The sequence below is a fragment of the Kerstersia gyiorum genome (assembly GCF_004216755.1).
Taxonomy (GTDB): domain Bacteria; phylum Pseudomonadota; class Gammaproteobacteria; order Burkholderiales; family Burkholderiaceae_B; genus Kerstersia; species Kerstersia gyiorum.
The window spans coordinates 1-15101 of the sequence record NZ_SGWZ01000006.1 but is presented as its reverse complement, the minus strand read 5'-3'; the positions used below and the strand labels follow the sequence as shown (position 1 = coordinate 15101).

Here is a 15101-nt window from a genome sequence, read left to right as displayed (position 1 = left end):
CCGAGTTCACTGGCGCGCCGGCCGGGTGGCCGTCATCAGCAGATAGCACAGCGCTGCCGCAGAGAGCATGCCGCCGTACCATAGCGTGAGGTTCGCGTCCGTCTGCATGGATTGGCTGCCTATGGCTGTGCCCATGGAAATGCCCAGGTAGATGGCCGAGGAATTCAGCGCAATAACGAATGCCGTTTCCTGCGGAGCGCTGGCAATCAGCCTGTGTTGTTGCGCAGGGGTTTGCGCCCAGCTGCTTGCGCCCCAGCCTATCATCAGCATGGCGGCCCAGACGGGGGCGACAGGGGGATGGCGCCAGGCCAGCGCCATGGCGCTCAAGGCGCAGAACATCAAGGCATAGGCGCCGGTGAGTACCGTGACAGGCCCGAGTCTATCAGTGGCCCAGCCCGACAGGTAATTGCCTGCTACGGCGCCAAGCCCATAGCAAAGCAGCATGGCGGTGACGGATTCCGAATGCCCCAGCAGCCCATCCAGGATAGGGAGGGTGAAGGCGTAAGGCGCGTAGCAGGCAGCCATGCCCAGGACAGTCAGCGGCAGGATGCGCCGTACCTGGCGATGCTGGAGAACCGCCAGGCGTTGCCGTAAGGTCACGCGCGCGCCGCCAGGCATTTCCGGCATGGCCATTCCTATGCAGAGGGCAGCGGCGGCGCAGAGGGCGGCTATCAATAGGAACGTGGCGCGCCAACTCAAGGCGGTGCTGACCCAATGGCCTAAGGGGATACCGAAAGCTGTGGCAGCGGTCAGGCCGCCAATCACGATAGCTAGGGCGCGAGCGCGGCTATCAGGGCGGACCATTGCCGCCGCGGCAGCGCCCGCATTGGGGGTGTAAGCCGCGGCTGCCGCGGCGGCGGCCACTCTGGATGCGATCAGGAGGCCAAACGAATTCGCCATGGCAGACCCCAGATTCGCCAGGCCAAGAAGTATTAATGCCAGGACAAGCAGCCGCCGCCGTTTGACCGTGGCGCTCAAGACGGCGATGACAGGAGCGAGGACGGCATAGGCGAGCGCGAAGAGGGTGACGGATTGACCCGCCATGGCTTGCGTCACCCCGAGTTCTTGCGCCATTGAGGGGAGAAATGCCGCCACAATGAATGCGTCGGTGCCGACAACAAACGTGCCCAGCGCCAGAACGGCGGCGGCATTCAAGCCATAAACCGATACCGCGCCGCGATCCGTGGCGTTTGTTCCGGGAAACAATGGCGTGCGCTTCATGGGATTCAGTCCGGTGCGCGTGTGTTATTGGCGCATGCCAATCGCCAGCCGGTTAAAGGCGCTCATCAATGCAATGGCAAAACTCAGGTCTGAAATTTCCTGGTCATTGAAATGGAGGTTGAGCTGCTCGAAATCGGTATCCGAAGCATGGCTTTGGGCCACGTTTACCAGGGATTCAGCCCAGGCCAGCGCGGAACGTTCGCGTTCGCTGAAAGACGGGCTGACTCGCCAACCGGCCAGGCCATCGAGTTTTTTGTCAGGCACGCCCGCCGCGCGCAATGACGCCGCGTGCATCTCCAGGCAGAAGGCGCAGCCATTCATCTGCGAAACCCGCAGATAGATCAGCTCTATCAACGGTTTTCCGAGGCTGCTCTGATCCAGGGCTTTCTTGGTGAGGGTCAAGCCCTGATAAGCCTCAGGGGAGAGTGTCTGGTAAGGAAGGCGAAGGGGCTTCATGAAGTATCTCCAGCAAAAGGGGAAGGTGGGTGCAGCGGTTTGCTTTACTTGTGCATTCTGCCCGGCTAATGTCCTATTCATAAGTGGCAAGAATTGAAAAAATGGATAGGACATAGCGCATGGATTTGCATCCGTTGAAACCCAGCCGGGAACCAGGCGTGCCGCTCTATCAGCAGTTGTATCGGCGTTACCGTGATGCCATTGCCGCGGGGCAATTGCAGCCCGGTGACAGAGTGCCGTCTGTGCGCAGCCTCGCGAGTGAACTGAATCTGGCGCGCGGCACGGTCGAACAGGCTTATCAAAGGCTGACCAGCGAGGGCTATTTCCTGGCGCGTGGCCCAGCGGGTACTGTCGTCTCCCCTCAATTGGGGAATCTGGGCCAGCCGAAAACTGCCAGGGCCTGCGCGCCTTTGGCGCGGCCATCGTTGCATTCGCCGTCGGATGACGGAACGCCACGGCCTTTTCAGATGGGATTGCCAGCGCTGGATGCCTTTCCCCGCAAGACGTGGGCACGCTTGGCCGGCCACAACTTGCGCGCCTCGGGTATCAGCGCCATGCGCTATCCGGATCCGGCGGGGTATGCGCCACTGCGCCGCGCCATCGCAGCCTATCTTGGCGTGTCGCGCGGCATCGTTTGCATGCCGGAGCAGGTATTCATCACAGCAGGTTATTGGGGGGCGCTAGACCTGGTGTGCCGCACCTTGCTGCAAGCTGGCGATACCGGGTGGTATGAAGACCCCGGCTACCTTTTTGCCCGCCAGTTTCTGGAGCGCATGGGCATGCGCCTGGAACCTGTTCCTGTCGATGCAGAGGGTCTGAATGTGGAGGCTGGCCAGCAGCGGAATGATGAGGCACGGTTCGCTGTCGTCACGCCTACGCATCAGAGTCCGATGGGCATGGCGATGTCTTTGCCCAGGCGCTTGCAATTGCTGGACTGGGCCAGCCGCCGCGAGGCGTGGATTATCGAAGATGACTACGACAGCGAGTTCCGCTACCACGGCCATCCCTTGCCGGCGCTGAAAAGCCTGGATCACGATGGGCGCGTGCTGTATGCCGGCACATTCAGCAAAGTGCTGCATCCGGGTTTGCGTCTGGCCTATCTGGTCGTCCCGGACGCGCAGGTCGAACGATTCAGGCAGGCTGGCGACTATGCGGGCGGCCCCGGTTCCATCCTGCCGCAGGCCACGGCGGCGGATTTTATGGAGCAAGGCCACTTTGCCCGCCATCTGCGCAAAATGCGTGCCTTGTATGCGGCGCGGCGCGGCTATCTGGTGGATGCGCTACAGCAAACATGGGGTTCGCGCCTGCAGGTTCATCCTCAGGCCGGCGGCATTCATCTGTTGTGCAAGCTGACAGCAGGGGATAAGGACACGTCCATGGCTGCGGCCGCGCAGGCGCATGGCCTGGCGGTTCAGGCGCTGAGCCGCTGGCAAATGCGCAAGCCGACGCACCGGGGGCTGCTGATGGGCTTTGCCAATGTCACGAACCCGGACATGGCGCAGGAATGGGCGCGCCGTTTAATCACCGCCATGGGAGGATGATGTCCCATGGCGGTGAGGCTTAATCCTGGGTGAAGAATTCCAGCACCATGCGGTTGAATTTATCCGCATGTTCCCATTGCGCCCAATGGCCGCAGCGGCTGAAGATGTGCAGTTCGGCGTTGGCCATGCCCCACAGCAGCCGCAGGCCGATGTCCATGGGCACGAAGCGGTCGTCGCGGCCCCAGATAACCAGCGCCGGTGCCTTGATTTCGCCCAGGCGCGGGCCGAAGTCGGGGAATTGGCGCGGGTTGGCTTCCAGGCTCTTGACGAAATTTTCCAGGTGGTCGCGGCGCGACAGCATATTGTTCAGGCGGGCCTGGAACAGTTCTTCGGTCAGATGGCTGGTATCGAAAACGAAGACTTGCATCATGCGGCGCAGGTTTTCGATGGTCGGTTCGCGGTAGAGCGCCTGCAGCAGCTTGATGCCTTCGGCGGGCATGGGCACGAACTGGCTGGGGCCGCCAGTGCCGCCGCCCATCAGAACGAGCTTGCCTATGCGTTCCGGGTGGGCCAGCGAGAAAGCCACGGTGCTATGGCCGCCCATCGAATTGCCGATGATATGGGCGCGTTCGATATTCAGCGTATCCAGCAGGCCTTTGAGCGCGCGGGCATTCAGGTCGGAACGCGAGCCAGTGCAGACGATGGGATCGCTCTTGCTCCAGCCCGGGCAATCCAGCAGGATGACGCGGAAACCGGCATCGGCCAGCGGCTGGACGTTGCGGTTGAAGTTGGCCCAGCCGCTGGCGCCGGGGCCGGAACCGTGGAGCATGACCACGACAGGGCCGTTGCCGCCAGTGTCGTTGTAATGCACCTGCAGGTCCAGATCCTGTTCCTTGATGCGGGCAAAGCGGCTGGTGCTGGCTTCGGTATGAATCGTGGGGCTTGTTGTCATGGCAATTCCTGGTGGTGAATGGCGAAGCAAAGGGGACGGGAAGACCGTGCGGATGGCGGGCTTCCCGTGAGAGAGGGAGGGCTTATTCGAAACTGACCGATACGTGCCCCATACCGGCGATATGCACACTGAAGTGCTGGCCGCCGCGGACGACGGCCATCGGGCCCAGCGCGCCGGTCAGCACGATGTCGCCGGCCTGCAGCGGACGCCCGCAGCGCACCATCGTGTTGGCGAGCCAGACGGCGGCATTGAGCGGATTGCCCAGACAGGCGCGGCCATTGCCGCGTGATACCGGGACGCCGTCGCAGTGCATTTCCATGGCGCAATCCGTCAGGTCGATGTCGCGCAGCAGCACCGGGCGGCTGCCCAGCACAAACAGGCCGCTGGACGCGTTGTCTGCCACGGTATCGACAAAACGGATGTTCCAGTCGGCAATCCGGCTGTCCACCACTTCGATGGCGGGCAGGCAATATTCGGTCGCGCGGATCAGGTCGGCATAGGTATGGCGTTCGTGGCTCAGGTCGCGGCCCAGCACCAGCGCGACTTCCGCTTCGGCCTTGGGCTGAATCAGGCGGCCAGCGGCAATGGTTTCGCCGTCGCCGACAGACATATCATCGAACAGCATGCCAAAGTCGGGCTGATCCACCCCCAGTTGCGCCTGGACTGCCAGCGAGGTCAGGCCGATTTTCCGCCCTGCCAGACGGCGGCCTTGTTCCAGCCAGAGACTGGTATTGGCTTCCTGGATGGCATAGGCGGCTTCCGGGCTGGCGTCCTGCAAGCGGTCGCGCAAGGGGGCGATGGCCTGCAGCTGCTCGGCGGCCAGGCGCAAGGCGCTGGCCGCGCCTTGCGGGTCCAGTGCTGCGGGGAGAGGGGCTTGTGTCATGTCTTGCATGTCCTGAAAAAGGGCGCGGAAAATCGCGTCAGACCGCAGCCGGTTCGGCGCTGACGACGCCATACCCGGCAATCCATTCATTGACCGGGCGGTAGTAATCGCGCCGGCCTTCATACGCGCCGATGGCGGACATGGCGGCAAAGGCGGCGACCCAGGTGCGGACTTCGTGCGTGGAGCGGCCGGCCGTTTTGGAGATGACGTCGATTTCGAAATCATCGACTTTGCTCAGATCCTTGCCGATCAGCAGATCCATGAAGGCATGGTCCCATTCTTGGTTCAGCGGGGTGAGGTCGCAGGCTGGCGTGCCGAAAATCTGGCCGGTTGCCAGCGTGCGCGCCTGGCGTGCCGCACGCGCTTCGGGGCTAGGGTTGCGCCCAGAAATCAGGAATTCGGCGATTTCCGGCTTGGCGCCGGAATACACCGGCACTGGCGGTTCATGCGACAGGCCGCCAGAGCCCAGGATCAGGACGCGCTTGCCCAGCCCCGCGATGAAACGGCCCACTGCCTCGCCCAGCAGGCGGATGCGGCGGTACGGACAGAAGGGGGGCGCCACCGAGTTGATGATGACGGGAATGACCGGGTAGCGGGTCAGGCTGCCTGTCATTTCTTCCAGAATCTGGGTGCATCCGTGATCCACCTGCAGCCGGTGCGACATGGCGACGTCCAGGTCGCTGTTGAGTACATGGCGCACGAGATCCAGCGCCAGATCATCGGGGATGGATAGCGGGCCTGGCAGCGTTTTGTAGTCCGCCACGGATTCGGCTGCCGTGGCAATCACGAAAGGAGGCATCAGGTCATAGAACAGGCCGTTGTAGTGATCGGGCGCGAAGACGACGATCAGTTCCGGGTCAAAGGCCTCGACCTCGGCGCGCGCGGCAGCGATGACGGCATCGACTTCGGCGACGACGCCAGGCGCCGGGTCATTCAGACCGCGCAGGGGGGTGTGCGACAGGCACTTGAGTTTGACGATGCTGGTACTCATGGAATCTCCGGATTTCATGGCTGCACCGGCGGCAGGTTTGCTTGGGCCGCAGATACAGGGGGCTGACGCTTGAGCCAGGCTTGGCCGGAACATGCGCCTTAGGCAGCGGCGCGTTGCCGCAGCTGCTTGCGCGAGGGAAATTCCGTCACGCCTGTCTCCGTATTTATTCATCCAGCCGGCGGTGTTTCCGCCTGCTGATTTGTCTGAACCGATTGTAGGAATGGCCTCTGAAGCGCCCAAAAAAAGTTGGTGCGAGGTGCACACTGCGCACCGCACCGCACCGCACCGCACCGCACCGCACCGCACCGCACCGCACCGCACCGCACCGCATGGCGTGGCATGGCATGCCATGGCGCTGCTGCGCCGCAGTCGGCCAGGCTGGCCTAGGGGCGGGTGCCGGGCAGGGCGCGCAAAGGTAGGCGCGATGGGAAAGGCCTTGGAGATTTTCTTGTCGCCGCAGGGCGCAGCCAATCAGGCAGGGAATGGGCTGGGCATGGCGCGCGCGAGGATGCGCAGACAGCAGAAAGCAGACAGCAGAAAGCAGACAGCAGAAAGCAGACAGCAGAAAGCAGACAGCACGCCGAAGGCAAGCCGAGGGCGCTCAGGTCTCTCAGTGCAGTTCAGTGCGGCTAGGAGGGAAGAGAAGAAAAGGCGGGCTGGGGAGGTATTGTTGTGTTCATGCGGCGGCCCTTGGCGAGCCGCCGCATGATGCCCGGCATGCCAGGCGCATGCCGGGCGGCGGGCTTAGGCGGTGGCCGGATAGACCCAGGCTTGTTGCGGGTCTATGCGCACCGGGTGGTGTCCGGCAGCCAGGGGCTCGCGGCCGAACGCGCGCAGCGGAACCGCCTGGGTACCGGCCTCGCCCAGCCGGAAGACGTGTTCCCAGCGGTCACCCAGATACATGCTGGTGCTGAGCGGCAGGCTGAATTCGCCGGATGCGTCATCACCGGCGCCAACTTTCAGGCTTTCAACCCGGACGACGACCACGACCGCCTGGCCTTCCTTGAGTTCGCCGACAGGCGTGCCCCAGAAGCGCCAGCCATCGCCCTGGACTTCGACGCGGCCATGCTCGATGCGTCCGGCCTTGCCAGGCAAGCGGTTGTTGCTGCCCATGAATTCCGCCGCGTACAGGCTTTGGGGGCGGCTATAAATATCCTGCGGCGTACCTTGCTGCTCGATGGCGCCGCCATTGAGCAGCAGAATGCGGTCGGAAATCGCCATGGCTTCGCTCTGGTCGTGCGTGACCATCAGGGCCGACAGGCCCAGGCCTACGATCAGTTCGCGCAGGAAGACCCGTGCCTCTTCGCGCAACTTGGCATCCAGGTTGGACAGCGGTTCGTCCAGCAGGATGACCGGCGGGTTGTAGACCAGGGCACGGGCAATGGCGACGCGCTGTTGCTGGCCACCGGAAAGCTGGCTGGGATAGCGGCTGCCCAGGGCACCCAGGCCAAGCTGGTCGAGAATCGCCTGTACTTTCTGCTTGAGTTCCGCCTTGGGCACTTTGCGCAGCGTCAGCGGATAGGCGACGTTCTGTTCGACGGTCTTGTGCGGCCAGAGCGCATAGGACTGGAATACCAGCCCGAGATTGCGGGCCTCGGCGGGGACGTCGATCCGCCGGGCGGAATCGTAGATGTCGGTGCTGCCGATGGTGATGCGGCCCTGGCTGGGGGCTTCCAGGCCGGCGACGGCGCGCAGCAGTGTGGTCTTGCCGCTGCCGGAGGCGCCCAGCAGCGATACCACTTCGCCGCGTTCCAGCGACATGGACACGCCCTTGAGTACGGGGTTGCGATCGTAGGCGAGGTGGATGTTTTCGACGGTCAGTTCACTCATCGCAGTTTCACTCCGAAGCGTAAGGCAATGCCCAGGCCGATGACGACCAGGACGATATTGATGAAGGACAGGGCGGCGACGATGTCGATGGCACCCGAGGCCCACAGCGAGACCAGCATGGAGCCGATGGTTTCCGTGCCCGGCGTAAGCAGGTACACGCCGGTGGAGTACTCGCGTTCAAAGATCAGGAACATCAGTAGCCAGGCGCTGATCAGGCCGAATTTCGCCAGTGGCGCGGTGACGTGGCGGGTGACCTGTCCGGGCCGCGCGCCAGCGCTGCGGGCGGCTTCTTCCAGTTCCGGACCGACCTGCAGCAGCGTGGACGAAATCAGGCGCAGGCCATAGGCCAGCCAGACCACGGTATAGGCCAGCCAGACGCTGAAGATGGTGCTGCGCAGCGCCCGCATGGGTTCGACCAGGTTGACGCTCAGCCATCCGGCAAACGGCAGCGCAGACAATATGCCGTCTTCCAGCGACTGGTTCAGCCACATCGGGATGAACAGGAAGCACCACAGGAAGGCCAGGCCGGCCAGCAGCCCCGGCACGGCGCGCGGCACCAGCACGCTGTAATCCAGGAAGCGCGTCACGTTGTCGGGCTTGCGGTGCATGGCCAGGCCGATGAACAGGTAGCAGATGACGGCCAGTGCGCCGCCGAATACGCCGATGGCGACTGAGTTGACGATGGCGCGCAGCAGGCTGGCCTGCGCGAAGACCTGACGGAATGCGTCCAGCGACAGCACGTCCAGCAGCGAAATGCCTATGCCCCAGTTGGAGACGAAGGCGCGCAGCATGACGCCGACGATAGGCACGATGATGGTCACGACCAGCCAGATGGCCACGACGGTGCCGGCCACCCAGCGCCAGCGGCCCAGCGGCAGCGGGCGGGAGCGCGTGGCCTTGCCCTTGATGGAAACGAAGCGGTTGGCCGAGCGCATCAGGCGGCGTTGCAGCATCACCAGGGGGATGGTCATGGCGATCAGCACCACGGCCACGGCAGCCATCAGGTGATAGGACGGAATGCCCAGCTTGTTGGTCAGCTTGTACAGATAAGTTGCCAGCACCAGATGCCCTTCCGGGTCGCCCAGCACCAGCACCAGGCCGAAGACTTCCAGGCCCAGGAAGAACAGCAGGACTATGGCGTACAGGATTGCGGGCCGTACCATGGGCAGGCTGACGGCACGCATGACCTGCAGGGGGCTGGCACCGGCGGTGCGGGCGGCTTCCTCGACATCCGAGCCTATGCTGCGCAGCGCAGCGGAGATATAGAGGTAGGCGTGCGGAACGTGGGTCAGCCCCGCAATGATGACGATGCTCGTGAAGGAATAAATATTCCAGGGCACGAAGCCGATCAGGTTCTGCGTCCAGACGGAAAAAAATCCGACCGGGCCGGCCGAGACGATGTACCCGAAACCCAGCACCATGGGAGAGACGAAGATGGGCACCAGGATCAGCGGCTCGATCCAGGTCCTGCCGGGCAGGTCGGTGCGCACCATCAGGAAGGCCAGGATGCCGCCCAGGGGAATGGCGATGGCGGCCAGGCCGAATGCCATGATGAAGCCGTTGACCAGCGCATCATAGAAATCGGGGTCGTCAAAAATGAAACGGAAGGCTTCCAGGCTGAAGTATTTGTCCGGGGAGAAAAAAGGTTCGGACAGGAAGCTCTGGATGATGATCAGGCTCAACGGCACGTAGATCGCCAGCGCCGTCAGCAGTACGACGATACGGCGCGGCCATGCCTGCAACCTTGCATATAAGGCTTGCATAGTCTGGTGGTCCCGAAAGTAGGAGTGGGGATGCCGGCAGGCTGGCTGCGCGTCAGTCAGCCTGGAAAATGCGGGCCGGCATCCGGGCGGACGCAGCCACGGATGCGTGGCTGCGGCGCAGGAAGCGCTTTACTTGCCTGCGGCGTTGCGCCAGCTGCGGATGAAGGCCAGCCGCTCTTTCTGTTCCAGGTACTGCAGCAGGCTTTCGTCGACGGGGATGGGTACCAGGGTCGTTTCCGTCAGGCGGCTGGTCAGCCCCTTGACGTCATTGTCGCCTTCGACATCTTCACGGATGGAGGTCAGGTTGGACTGGTTGGCGAGCACGCCCTGGCCTTCGGCCGACAGCATGAAGTCCAGGAACAGGCGGGCGGCGTTGGGGTTGGCAGCCTTCTTGCTGACGAAGGCCACGCGCGACAGTACCGGGGTGTAGTCGGCGGGATAGACGATGCCGATGGAAGGATCATTGGCTGCGCGCGTCTCGGCATAGGAACCAAGCAGGTTGTAGCCGATCAGGTTCTCGCCTGAGGAAACGCGTTCCATCATGGTGCCGGTGGAGGATTGCAGCACCAGGTTGGCTGCGCCCACGCCCTTGATGAAGTCCAGGTAATCCGGGTTGCGGAGGTTGTCCTGGGCCGCCAGCATGTATCCGACCGCTGATTTTTCGATGTCGTAGGTCGTGACCTTGTTGCGGAAGCGGTCGGGCTGGTTCTTCACCAGTTCGGCCAGTGCCGCGTGCGTGCGCGGCACTTCGTCTTCCTTGATCAGGCGGGTGTTATAGATGAAGGCGATGGGCTCGTAGGTCGTGCCGAACGCCGCATTGTTCCAGACGGCCCATTCTGGCAGGGAGGGGATTTCAGGGGATTCATAGCTGTCCGCGTAGCGAGTCGCCAGGCGCATGGCCGAATCCATGGAAGAGCTCCACAGCAGGTCGGCGCTGCCACCGCCCGCTGCCTGTTCGCTGATGTAGCGGTTATAGAGCTCCGTGCTGTTCATGTCGTGGTATTCCACCTTGACCTTGCCGTGCTTGGCCTCGAAGGCTGCGATCAGTGGCGCGGCGGCCTTGGTGTCGGTGGTGGAATAAATGATGACTTTGCCTTCCGCTTCGGCCTTGCTGGTCAGGTCGTCCGCCTGGGCGGCAAAGGCAAGTCCGCCGCCAAGCGCAGCGGCAAGCACCAGGGAGGCCGAGTGTGTCGGATGCAGTCTCATATTGTCTCCTCATGTATTTTTCATGTTGGCGTCTATCGCGCCGGATGCCCGGCTATGCCCGGGGCTGGAGACTATTATGGTTGTGCACGCTGTCACCGACCTGTCATCGGCGTTTGCAAGTCCGGCGTATCTGTGACCAGACGCGTCCAGTTGTCCAGGAAGCGGCGCCGGCGCGTCTGGTCCAGGCCAACCAGCAGTGCCGGGCCAAGCACGATGGGTTGCAGCAGGCCTTGTTTCAGCTCGCCGAGCAGCGGATCTTCCAGGCCGGTGTCGTCCGGCAGCAGCGGAGGCAGGCCCGCCTGCTCCATGGCGGCGCGCTGGCCGCGTGGCGAGAGCAGGTAGTCGATGAAGGTGCCGGCGATTTCCGGGGAGGGCGCATCGCGGTGGATCAGGGCGCTGCGTGTCAGCACGGTAATGTAGTCTTCCGGCACCACGACGGCGATATCTGCACCGGCACGCTGACGGCCGAGGGCATACGGGCCCAGCACGTTATAGGCGATATCCAGTTCGCCACTTTCCAGGCCATCGAGCAGTTCGGCGGTCGTGCCATAGAGGCGCACGCCGGCCTGCCCCAACTGGTTGGCCATGCCCCAGAAGTTTGCCGAGGTGCGTTCGTCATACAGCGCGAGCAGATAACCAGCGCCGCTGATGTGGATATCGTAGGTGCCGATGCGATGGCGCAGGCGCGGCCCTTCTGCTTCCAGCAGGCGCAAGAGTTCATTGCGGGATTTCGGGCGCTGGCCGGGGGCGAAGCGGGAGCGGGAATAGGCAATGACTACCGGTTCCTGTGTAAAACCGTAGACCTCGTTGCGCCAGCGCGCCCAACCCGGCACGCGCTGGGTATACATGGATTCGTGGGCCCGGGCGTAGCCATCATTGGCCAGTTTCAGTTGCAGGTCTGCGGCGGAACTGATCAGTACATCCACCGGGGGCATCTGCCCGGCAAGCACCCGCAGATACAGGCCCATGCTGTCGATTTCCAGATAATCGACGGCAATCTGGGGGTGGAGCTGCTGGAAATCCTGTACCAGCCACTGGAACAGTTCCGTGTCGGTCGGTCCAGCCACGCGCAGGCGGGCCTGGGCCGCGCTGCCATCGCCCTGGCGGGCGGGATAGTGGGTCAGGCGGATAGTGAAATCGGAACCCTGGCGATCGTTGCCCATGGCGGCAGGGGTGTCGCCCGTGTTGCCGGGCGGATGCCGGGGCGCCGGCATGGCAGCACCAAAGGATGGAGTGGCGCTGGTATCCGCCGGCATGTCGGGGCTGGCCAGGGTGGGGGCGGCAGGCAGGGCCAGCACCAGGCCCAGCAACAGGCATGGCAATACCGCGCCCAGGCTGCCGGACAGAACGCTGGCCGGGCCGTGTTCGCGGGCGACGAGCCTGGCGGGCAGGACGATGCGTACCGTCAGGCCGCCGCCAGGCCGGTCGCGCAGCAGCAATTCGCCATCATGGGTGCGGACGACGGATTGCACGATGGACAGGCCCAGCCCGGAACCTATCCGGCCGCCGCTGGTGCTGCCGCGCGCGAAACGCTGCAACACCAGCGGTTTTTCTGCATCCGTGATGCCAGGGCCGCGATCGGAGACATCGAACACGATATAGCCTTCGCGCCGGCTGAATACCTGGATTTCGACTTCGCCTTCGCCGCCATAGACCAGGGCGTTGTCCACCACATTGCGCAGCATTTCACGCAGGCTGACATGGTCGCCGTGCAGGATCGCCCGTCTGGCTGAGGGCGTGACATGCCAGCGGATGCGGGGGGTGTCATCCGGGTTCAGGCGTTGCATGACTTCTTTCACGACGGCCCGCACGCGCAGTTCGCTGGACAGGGCGCTGTCCCGCCGGTGCGAGATGGTTGCATCCATCAGCAGCTGGTTCAGGAGCTGCGTGGTGTGGCCGGCGTTGGCGTGGATGCGTTGCACGCGCGGTTGTATGGCTTCCAGGCTGGTTTCCTCGAGAGCCAGTTCCGCTTGCATTTTGAGCGCGGCGAGCGGGGTGCGGATCTGGTGGGCCGCATCGGCGACCAGGCTGTTGAGCGTGCCAATGGCGCCCTTGAGCCGCAGCATGAAATCATTGAGCGCATGCACCAGTCCGCCGATTTCTATAGGGACGGCCTGGGTAATGGCCTGCAGGTTGTCGGGCGAACGCTGCCGCAGCTCCTGTTCCAGTGCGGCCAGCGGCCGGAAGGCGCGGCGCATGCCGAAGCCCAGCAGGGCAACGGCCACCAGCATGATCACCATCAGGGGCACCACGCTGCGCTGAAACAGGGTGTCGCTCAATTGCTGGCGCGTGCCCAGGGTCTCGGCAACGCGTATGGTCACCCAGCCGCGGCCATGCATGCCGGTGACCAGGCGGCCGGCCGTGACCATGCGTACCGGCTGGCCCAGGAATTCCATGACGGTGAACACCGGTTTTTCCGATTGGGCCGGCGGCAGCGCCGCGCCGAGATCGGCATAGCCGGAAATCAGCCCGCCATCGCCATGGATGGCGTAATAGATATGCTCCTGGTCCGACAGCATGGCCATGGCGGAATATGGCAGTTCCACGGTCAGTTGGCCATCTTCGGCCTGGACGGCATTGGCGATGGTCAAGGCGGACGCGGCAAGCAGGCGGTCGTAGGCGGCATCCGCAGCGCGCTGGGCGTAATGATGGGAAAGCCAGCAAAGCCCGGCGAAGCACAGCGCCAGGATGCCCAGCGCCATGAGCAGCAGGCGGCGCTGTATCGAATACGGCTGGCGCTTCATGCGCCATCAACCAGGACGGCGCTGTAGCCCGTTCCGCGGATGGTATCTATCCGTATGGCGGCATTGCCCAGCTTGCGGCGGATGCGGGAAATCAGCAACTCCACGGCATTGGGGCTGCTTTCTTCATCGAAGTTGAAAAGCTGGGTCATCAGGCGTTCCTTGGAGACCACCTGGCTGCGTTTCTGTACCAGGATCTCCAGCAGGCAGAATTCACGGCGCCCGAAGTCTATCGTCGCACCGTCCACGGTTACGCGCCGGGCAGCGCTATCGAGCACCAGGTTGCCCAGCACCGTCAGGCTGCCTGTCTGGGCATGGTCCTGCCGCCGCAGCAGCACGCGCAGGCGGGCTTCCAGTTCTCGCAGGTCGAAGGGCTTGACCAGATAGTCGTCCGCGCCGAGGTCCAGCATGCCTACCTTGTCCTCGATCTCGGCACGTGCCGTCATGACCAGGGTGGGGATGTGCTGCTGTCGTTGGCGCAGCTGCTTGATGATGGCAAAGCCGTCTGAGTCGGGCAGCATGATGTCCAGCAGCATGCCATCCCATTCCTCGTGTTGCAGGTAGCTCAGCGCATCCGCGCCGCTGCATACCCACTCGACGGTATGGCCGATACGGCGCAGCCGGCTTTGAATGGCTTCGCCCAGGTCACTGTTGTCTTCGACGACCAGTATCCGCATTTTGTCTCCTCGCCGCGCCATATAAGCTGTGTTTTTTTGGGGCGGCGGCGCCGGTATGGCCGGCACCGCCAGCGACAGGTCGGAATCATTCTATCCTCTTTGCCTGTCAGCACCCTGGCGTGATGGATGGCGCCGGGGCGGCTGTCAGGAGGGAAAGGAAGGGTCGTTGAGCGGAGCGGGCTGTAGCCGTGTCTATATATAGATAGAGGGCGCTCTGTATATAGGGCTGCGTATATAGGGCTGCGTATATAGGGCTGCGTATATAGGGCTGCGGGCGGCCCTTTTTCCGGAGTCTCGGTAGTAGGGAGATGGCGGCTCGTGGCGGGCGTTGGGGCGGCCGGGGGCGGGACGCGCCGCTGCCGGCGTGGGCGGCACCAGGGCGAGGAGGCACCCTGGCCCGGAAAGGCGCCAGGGAAGGCGTCGTCAGGCTGGCTGACGGCCCGTCGGGCGGCTTTTTGGGGAAAAAGAAGATTTTCTTCGAAAAGTTTTACACGGTGATGAAAAGCGTGCTATATTTCATTTTCTGTTGAGCAGCACAGCAAATCTTTCCCAGCGAAAGGGGCGCAGTAAAGTTCAACGGGGCCGGAAACGGAGTTTGTTTTCAGGCGCAGCGGTTTGATCCCTAAGGGACGGCCAAGCAGCGCTAGGAAGCGGATTCGGCAGGGGAGTGAAGCGGTTTAGCAAGTGTTGACAAACTTCAAAATCCCATGTTATAGTTTCCGACTCGGTTGCTTGGTAACTCAGGGTTAACCCGAAAGGGGCGGTTCTGATAAGCAACTGGAAACGAGGTCTGGTGGGTTTACCTAGGCGGCGTTTTTCAAGTAGGGATTCAGTGGATAGCCGCTAAGTGGCAAACGAAACTGAGTTGACAAACCTGAAAAACTGCTTCATAATCTCGTT

The 15101-nt window shown here is 63.1% G+C and carries 11 protein-coding genes; 1 reads left to right on the top strand and 10 read right to left on the bottom strand.

The window, feature by feature from the left end; all coding sequences use genetic code 11:
- Nucleotides 1-6 precede the first annotated feature (6 nt).
- Together EV679_RS15000 and EV679_RS14995 are read right to left on the bottom strand one after the other, a co-directional pair.
- Nucleotides 7-1221: an MFS transporter gene (locus EV679_RS15000; protein WP_130487648.1), complete on the bottom strand. Its 1215-nt coding sequence runs from the start codon at nt 1219-1221 to the stop codon at nt 7-9.
- Nucleotides 1222-1245: 24 nt separating this feature from the next.
- Entirely contained in the window at nt 1246-1791 is a 546-nt protein-coding gene (locus tag EV679_RS14995; RefSeq protein ID WP_341272971.1) for a carboxymuconolactone decarboxylase family protein, read from the bottom strand.
- Nucleotides 1792-1796: 5 nt separating this feature from the next.
- Between EV679_RS14995 and pdxR the strand changes: the two genes are divergently transcribed.
- Nucleotides 1797-3218, top strand: coding sequence for a MocR-like pyridoxine biosynthesis transcription factor PdxR (pdxR, locus tag EV679_RS14990; protein ID WP_130487647.1), 1422 nt, complete (start codon nt 1797-1799; stop codon nt 3216-3218).
- Nucleotides 3219-3237: 19 nt separating this feature from the next.
- Here the strand turns inward: pdxR and EV679_RS14985 are convergent, their stop codons facing one another.
- The 8 genes from EV679_RS14985 to EV679_RS14950 all read right to left on the bottom strand — a co-directional run bounded on the left by EV679_RS14985 (nt 3238) and on the right by EV679_RS14950 (nt 14201).
- Nucleotides 3238-4110 carry an alpha/beta fold hydrolase gene (locus tag EV679_RS14985; RefSeq protein ID WP_130487646.1) on the bottom strand — a complete coding sequence of 291 codons (873 nt, stop codon included), beginning with the start codon at nt 4108-4110 and terminating at the stop codon, nt 3238-3240.
- 82 nt (nt 4111-4192) lie between these two features.
- On the bottom strand, nt 4193-4993 hold the full coding sequence (locus EV679_RS14980) for a 2-keto-4-pentenoate hydratase (protein ID WP_130487645.1): 801 nt from the start codon (nt 4991-4993) through the stop codon (nt 4193-4195).
- Nucleotides 4994-5030: 37 nt separating this feature from the next.
- A complete protein-coding gene (locus EV679_RS14975) occupies nt 5031-5984 on the bottom strand; it encodes a 3-carboxyethylcatechol 2,3-dioxygenase (RefSeq protein WP_130487730.1) in 954 nt (317 codons plus the stop codon).
- Between the two features lie 744 nt (nt 5985-6728).
- Nucleotides 6729-7814 carry an ABC transporter ATP-binding protein gene (locus tag EV679_RS14970; protein ID WP_130487644.1) on the bottom strand — a complete coding sequence of 362 codons (1086 nt, stop codon included), beginning with the start codon at nt 7812-7814 and terminating at the stop codon, nt 6729-6731.
- The gene (locus tag EV679_RS14965) at nt 7811-9577 is read right to left on the bottom strand and encodes an ABC transporter permease (RefSeq protein ID WP_130487643.1); all 1767 of its coding nucleotides are present in this window, start codon (nt 9575-9577) and stop codon (nt 7811-7813) included. The genes EV679_RS14970 and EV679_RS14965 overlap by 4 nt, the downstream gene beginning before the upstream one ends.
- A 129-nt stretch (nt 9578-9706) precedes the next feature.
- Nucleotides 9707-10783, bottom strand: coding sequence for an ABC transporter substrate-binding protein (locus EV679_RS14960; protein WP_068375144.1), 1077 nt, complete (start codon nt 10781-10783; stop codon nt 9707-9709).
- Between the two features lie 92 nt (nt 10784-10875).
- Nucleotides 10876-13527, bottom strand: a complete 2652-nt coding sequence (locus EV679_RS14955; protein WP_068375141.1) for a sensor histidine kinase — start codon at nt 13525-13527, stop codon at nt 10876-10878.
- The gene (locus EV679_RS14950) at nt 13524-14201 is read right to left on the bottom strand and encodes a response regulator transcription factor (RefSeq protein ID WP_068375138.1); all 678 of its coding nucleotides are present in this window, start codon (nt 14199-14201) and stop codon (nt 13524-13526) included. Before EV679_RS14950 ends, EV679_RS14955 begins: the two co-directional genes overlap by 4 nt.
- Nucleotides 14202-15101 lie beyond the last annotated feature (900 nt).

Coding starts and splice junctions, on each gene's coding strand:
- EV679_RS15000 (WP_130487648.1), bottom strand. CDS start 1,221: ATGAAGCGCACGCCATTGTTTCCCGGAACAAACGCCACGGATCGCGGC.
- EV679_RS14995 (WP_341272971.1), bottom strand. CDS start 1,791: ATGTCCTATCCATTTTTTCAATTCTTGCCACTTATGAATAGGACATTA.
- pdxR (WP_130487647.1), top strand. CDS start 1,797: ATGGATTTGCATCCGTTGAAACCCAGCCGGGAACCAGGCGTGCCGCTC.
- EV679_RS14985 (WP_130487646.1), bottom strand. CDS start 4,110: ATGACAACAAGCCCCACGATTCATACCGAAGCCAGCACCAGCCGCTTT.
- EV679_RS14980 (WP_130487645.1), bottom strand. CDS start 4,993: ATGACACAAGCCCCTCTCCCCGCAGCACTGGACCCGCAAGGCGCGGCC.
- EV679_RS14975 (WP_130487730.1), bottom strand. CDS start 5,984: ATGAGTACCAGCATCGTCAAACTCAAGTGCCTGTCGCACACCCCCCTG.
- EV679_RS14970 (WP_130487644.1), bottom strand. CDS start 7,814: ATGAGTGAACTGACCGTCGAAAACATCCACCTCGCCTACGATCGCAAC.
- EV679_RS14965 (WP_130487643.1), bottom strand. CDS start 9,577: ATGCAAGCCTTATATGCAAGGTTGCAGGCATGGCCGCGCCGTATCGTC.
- EV679_RS14960 (WP_068375144.1), bottom strand. CDS start 10,783: ATGAGACTGCATCCGACACACTCGGCCTCCCTGGTGCTTGCCGCTGCG.
- EV679_RS14955 (WP_068375141.1), bottom strand. CDS start 13,527: ATGAAGCGCCAGCCGTATTCGATACAGCGCCGCCTGCTGCTCATGGCG.
- EV679_RS14950 (WP_068375138.1), bottom strand. CDS start 14,201: ATGCGGATACTGGTCGTCGAAGACAACAGTGACCTGGGCGAAGCCATT.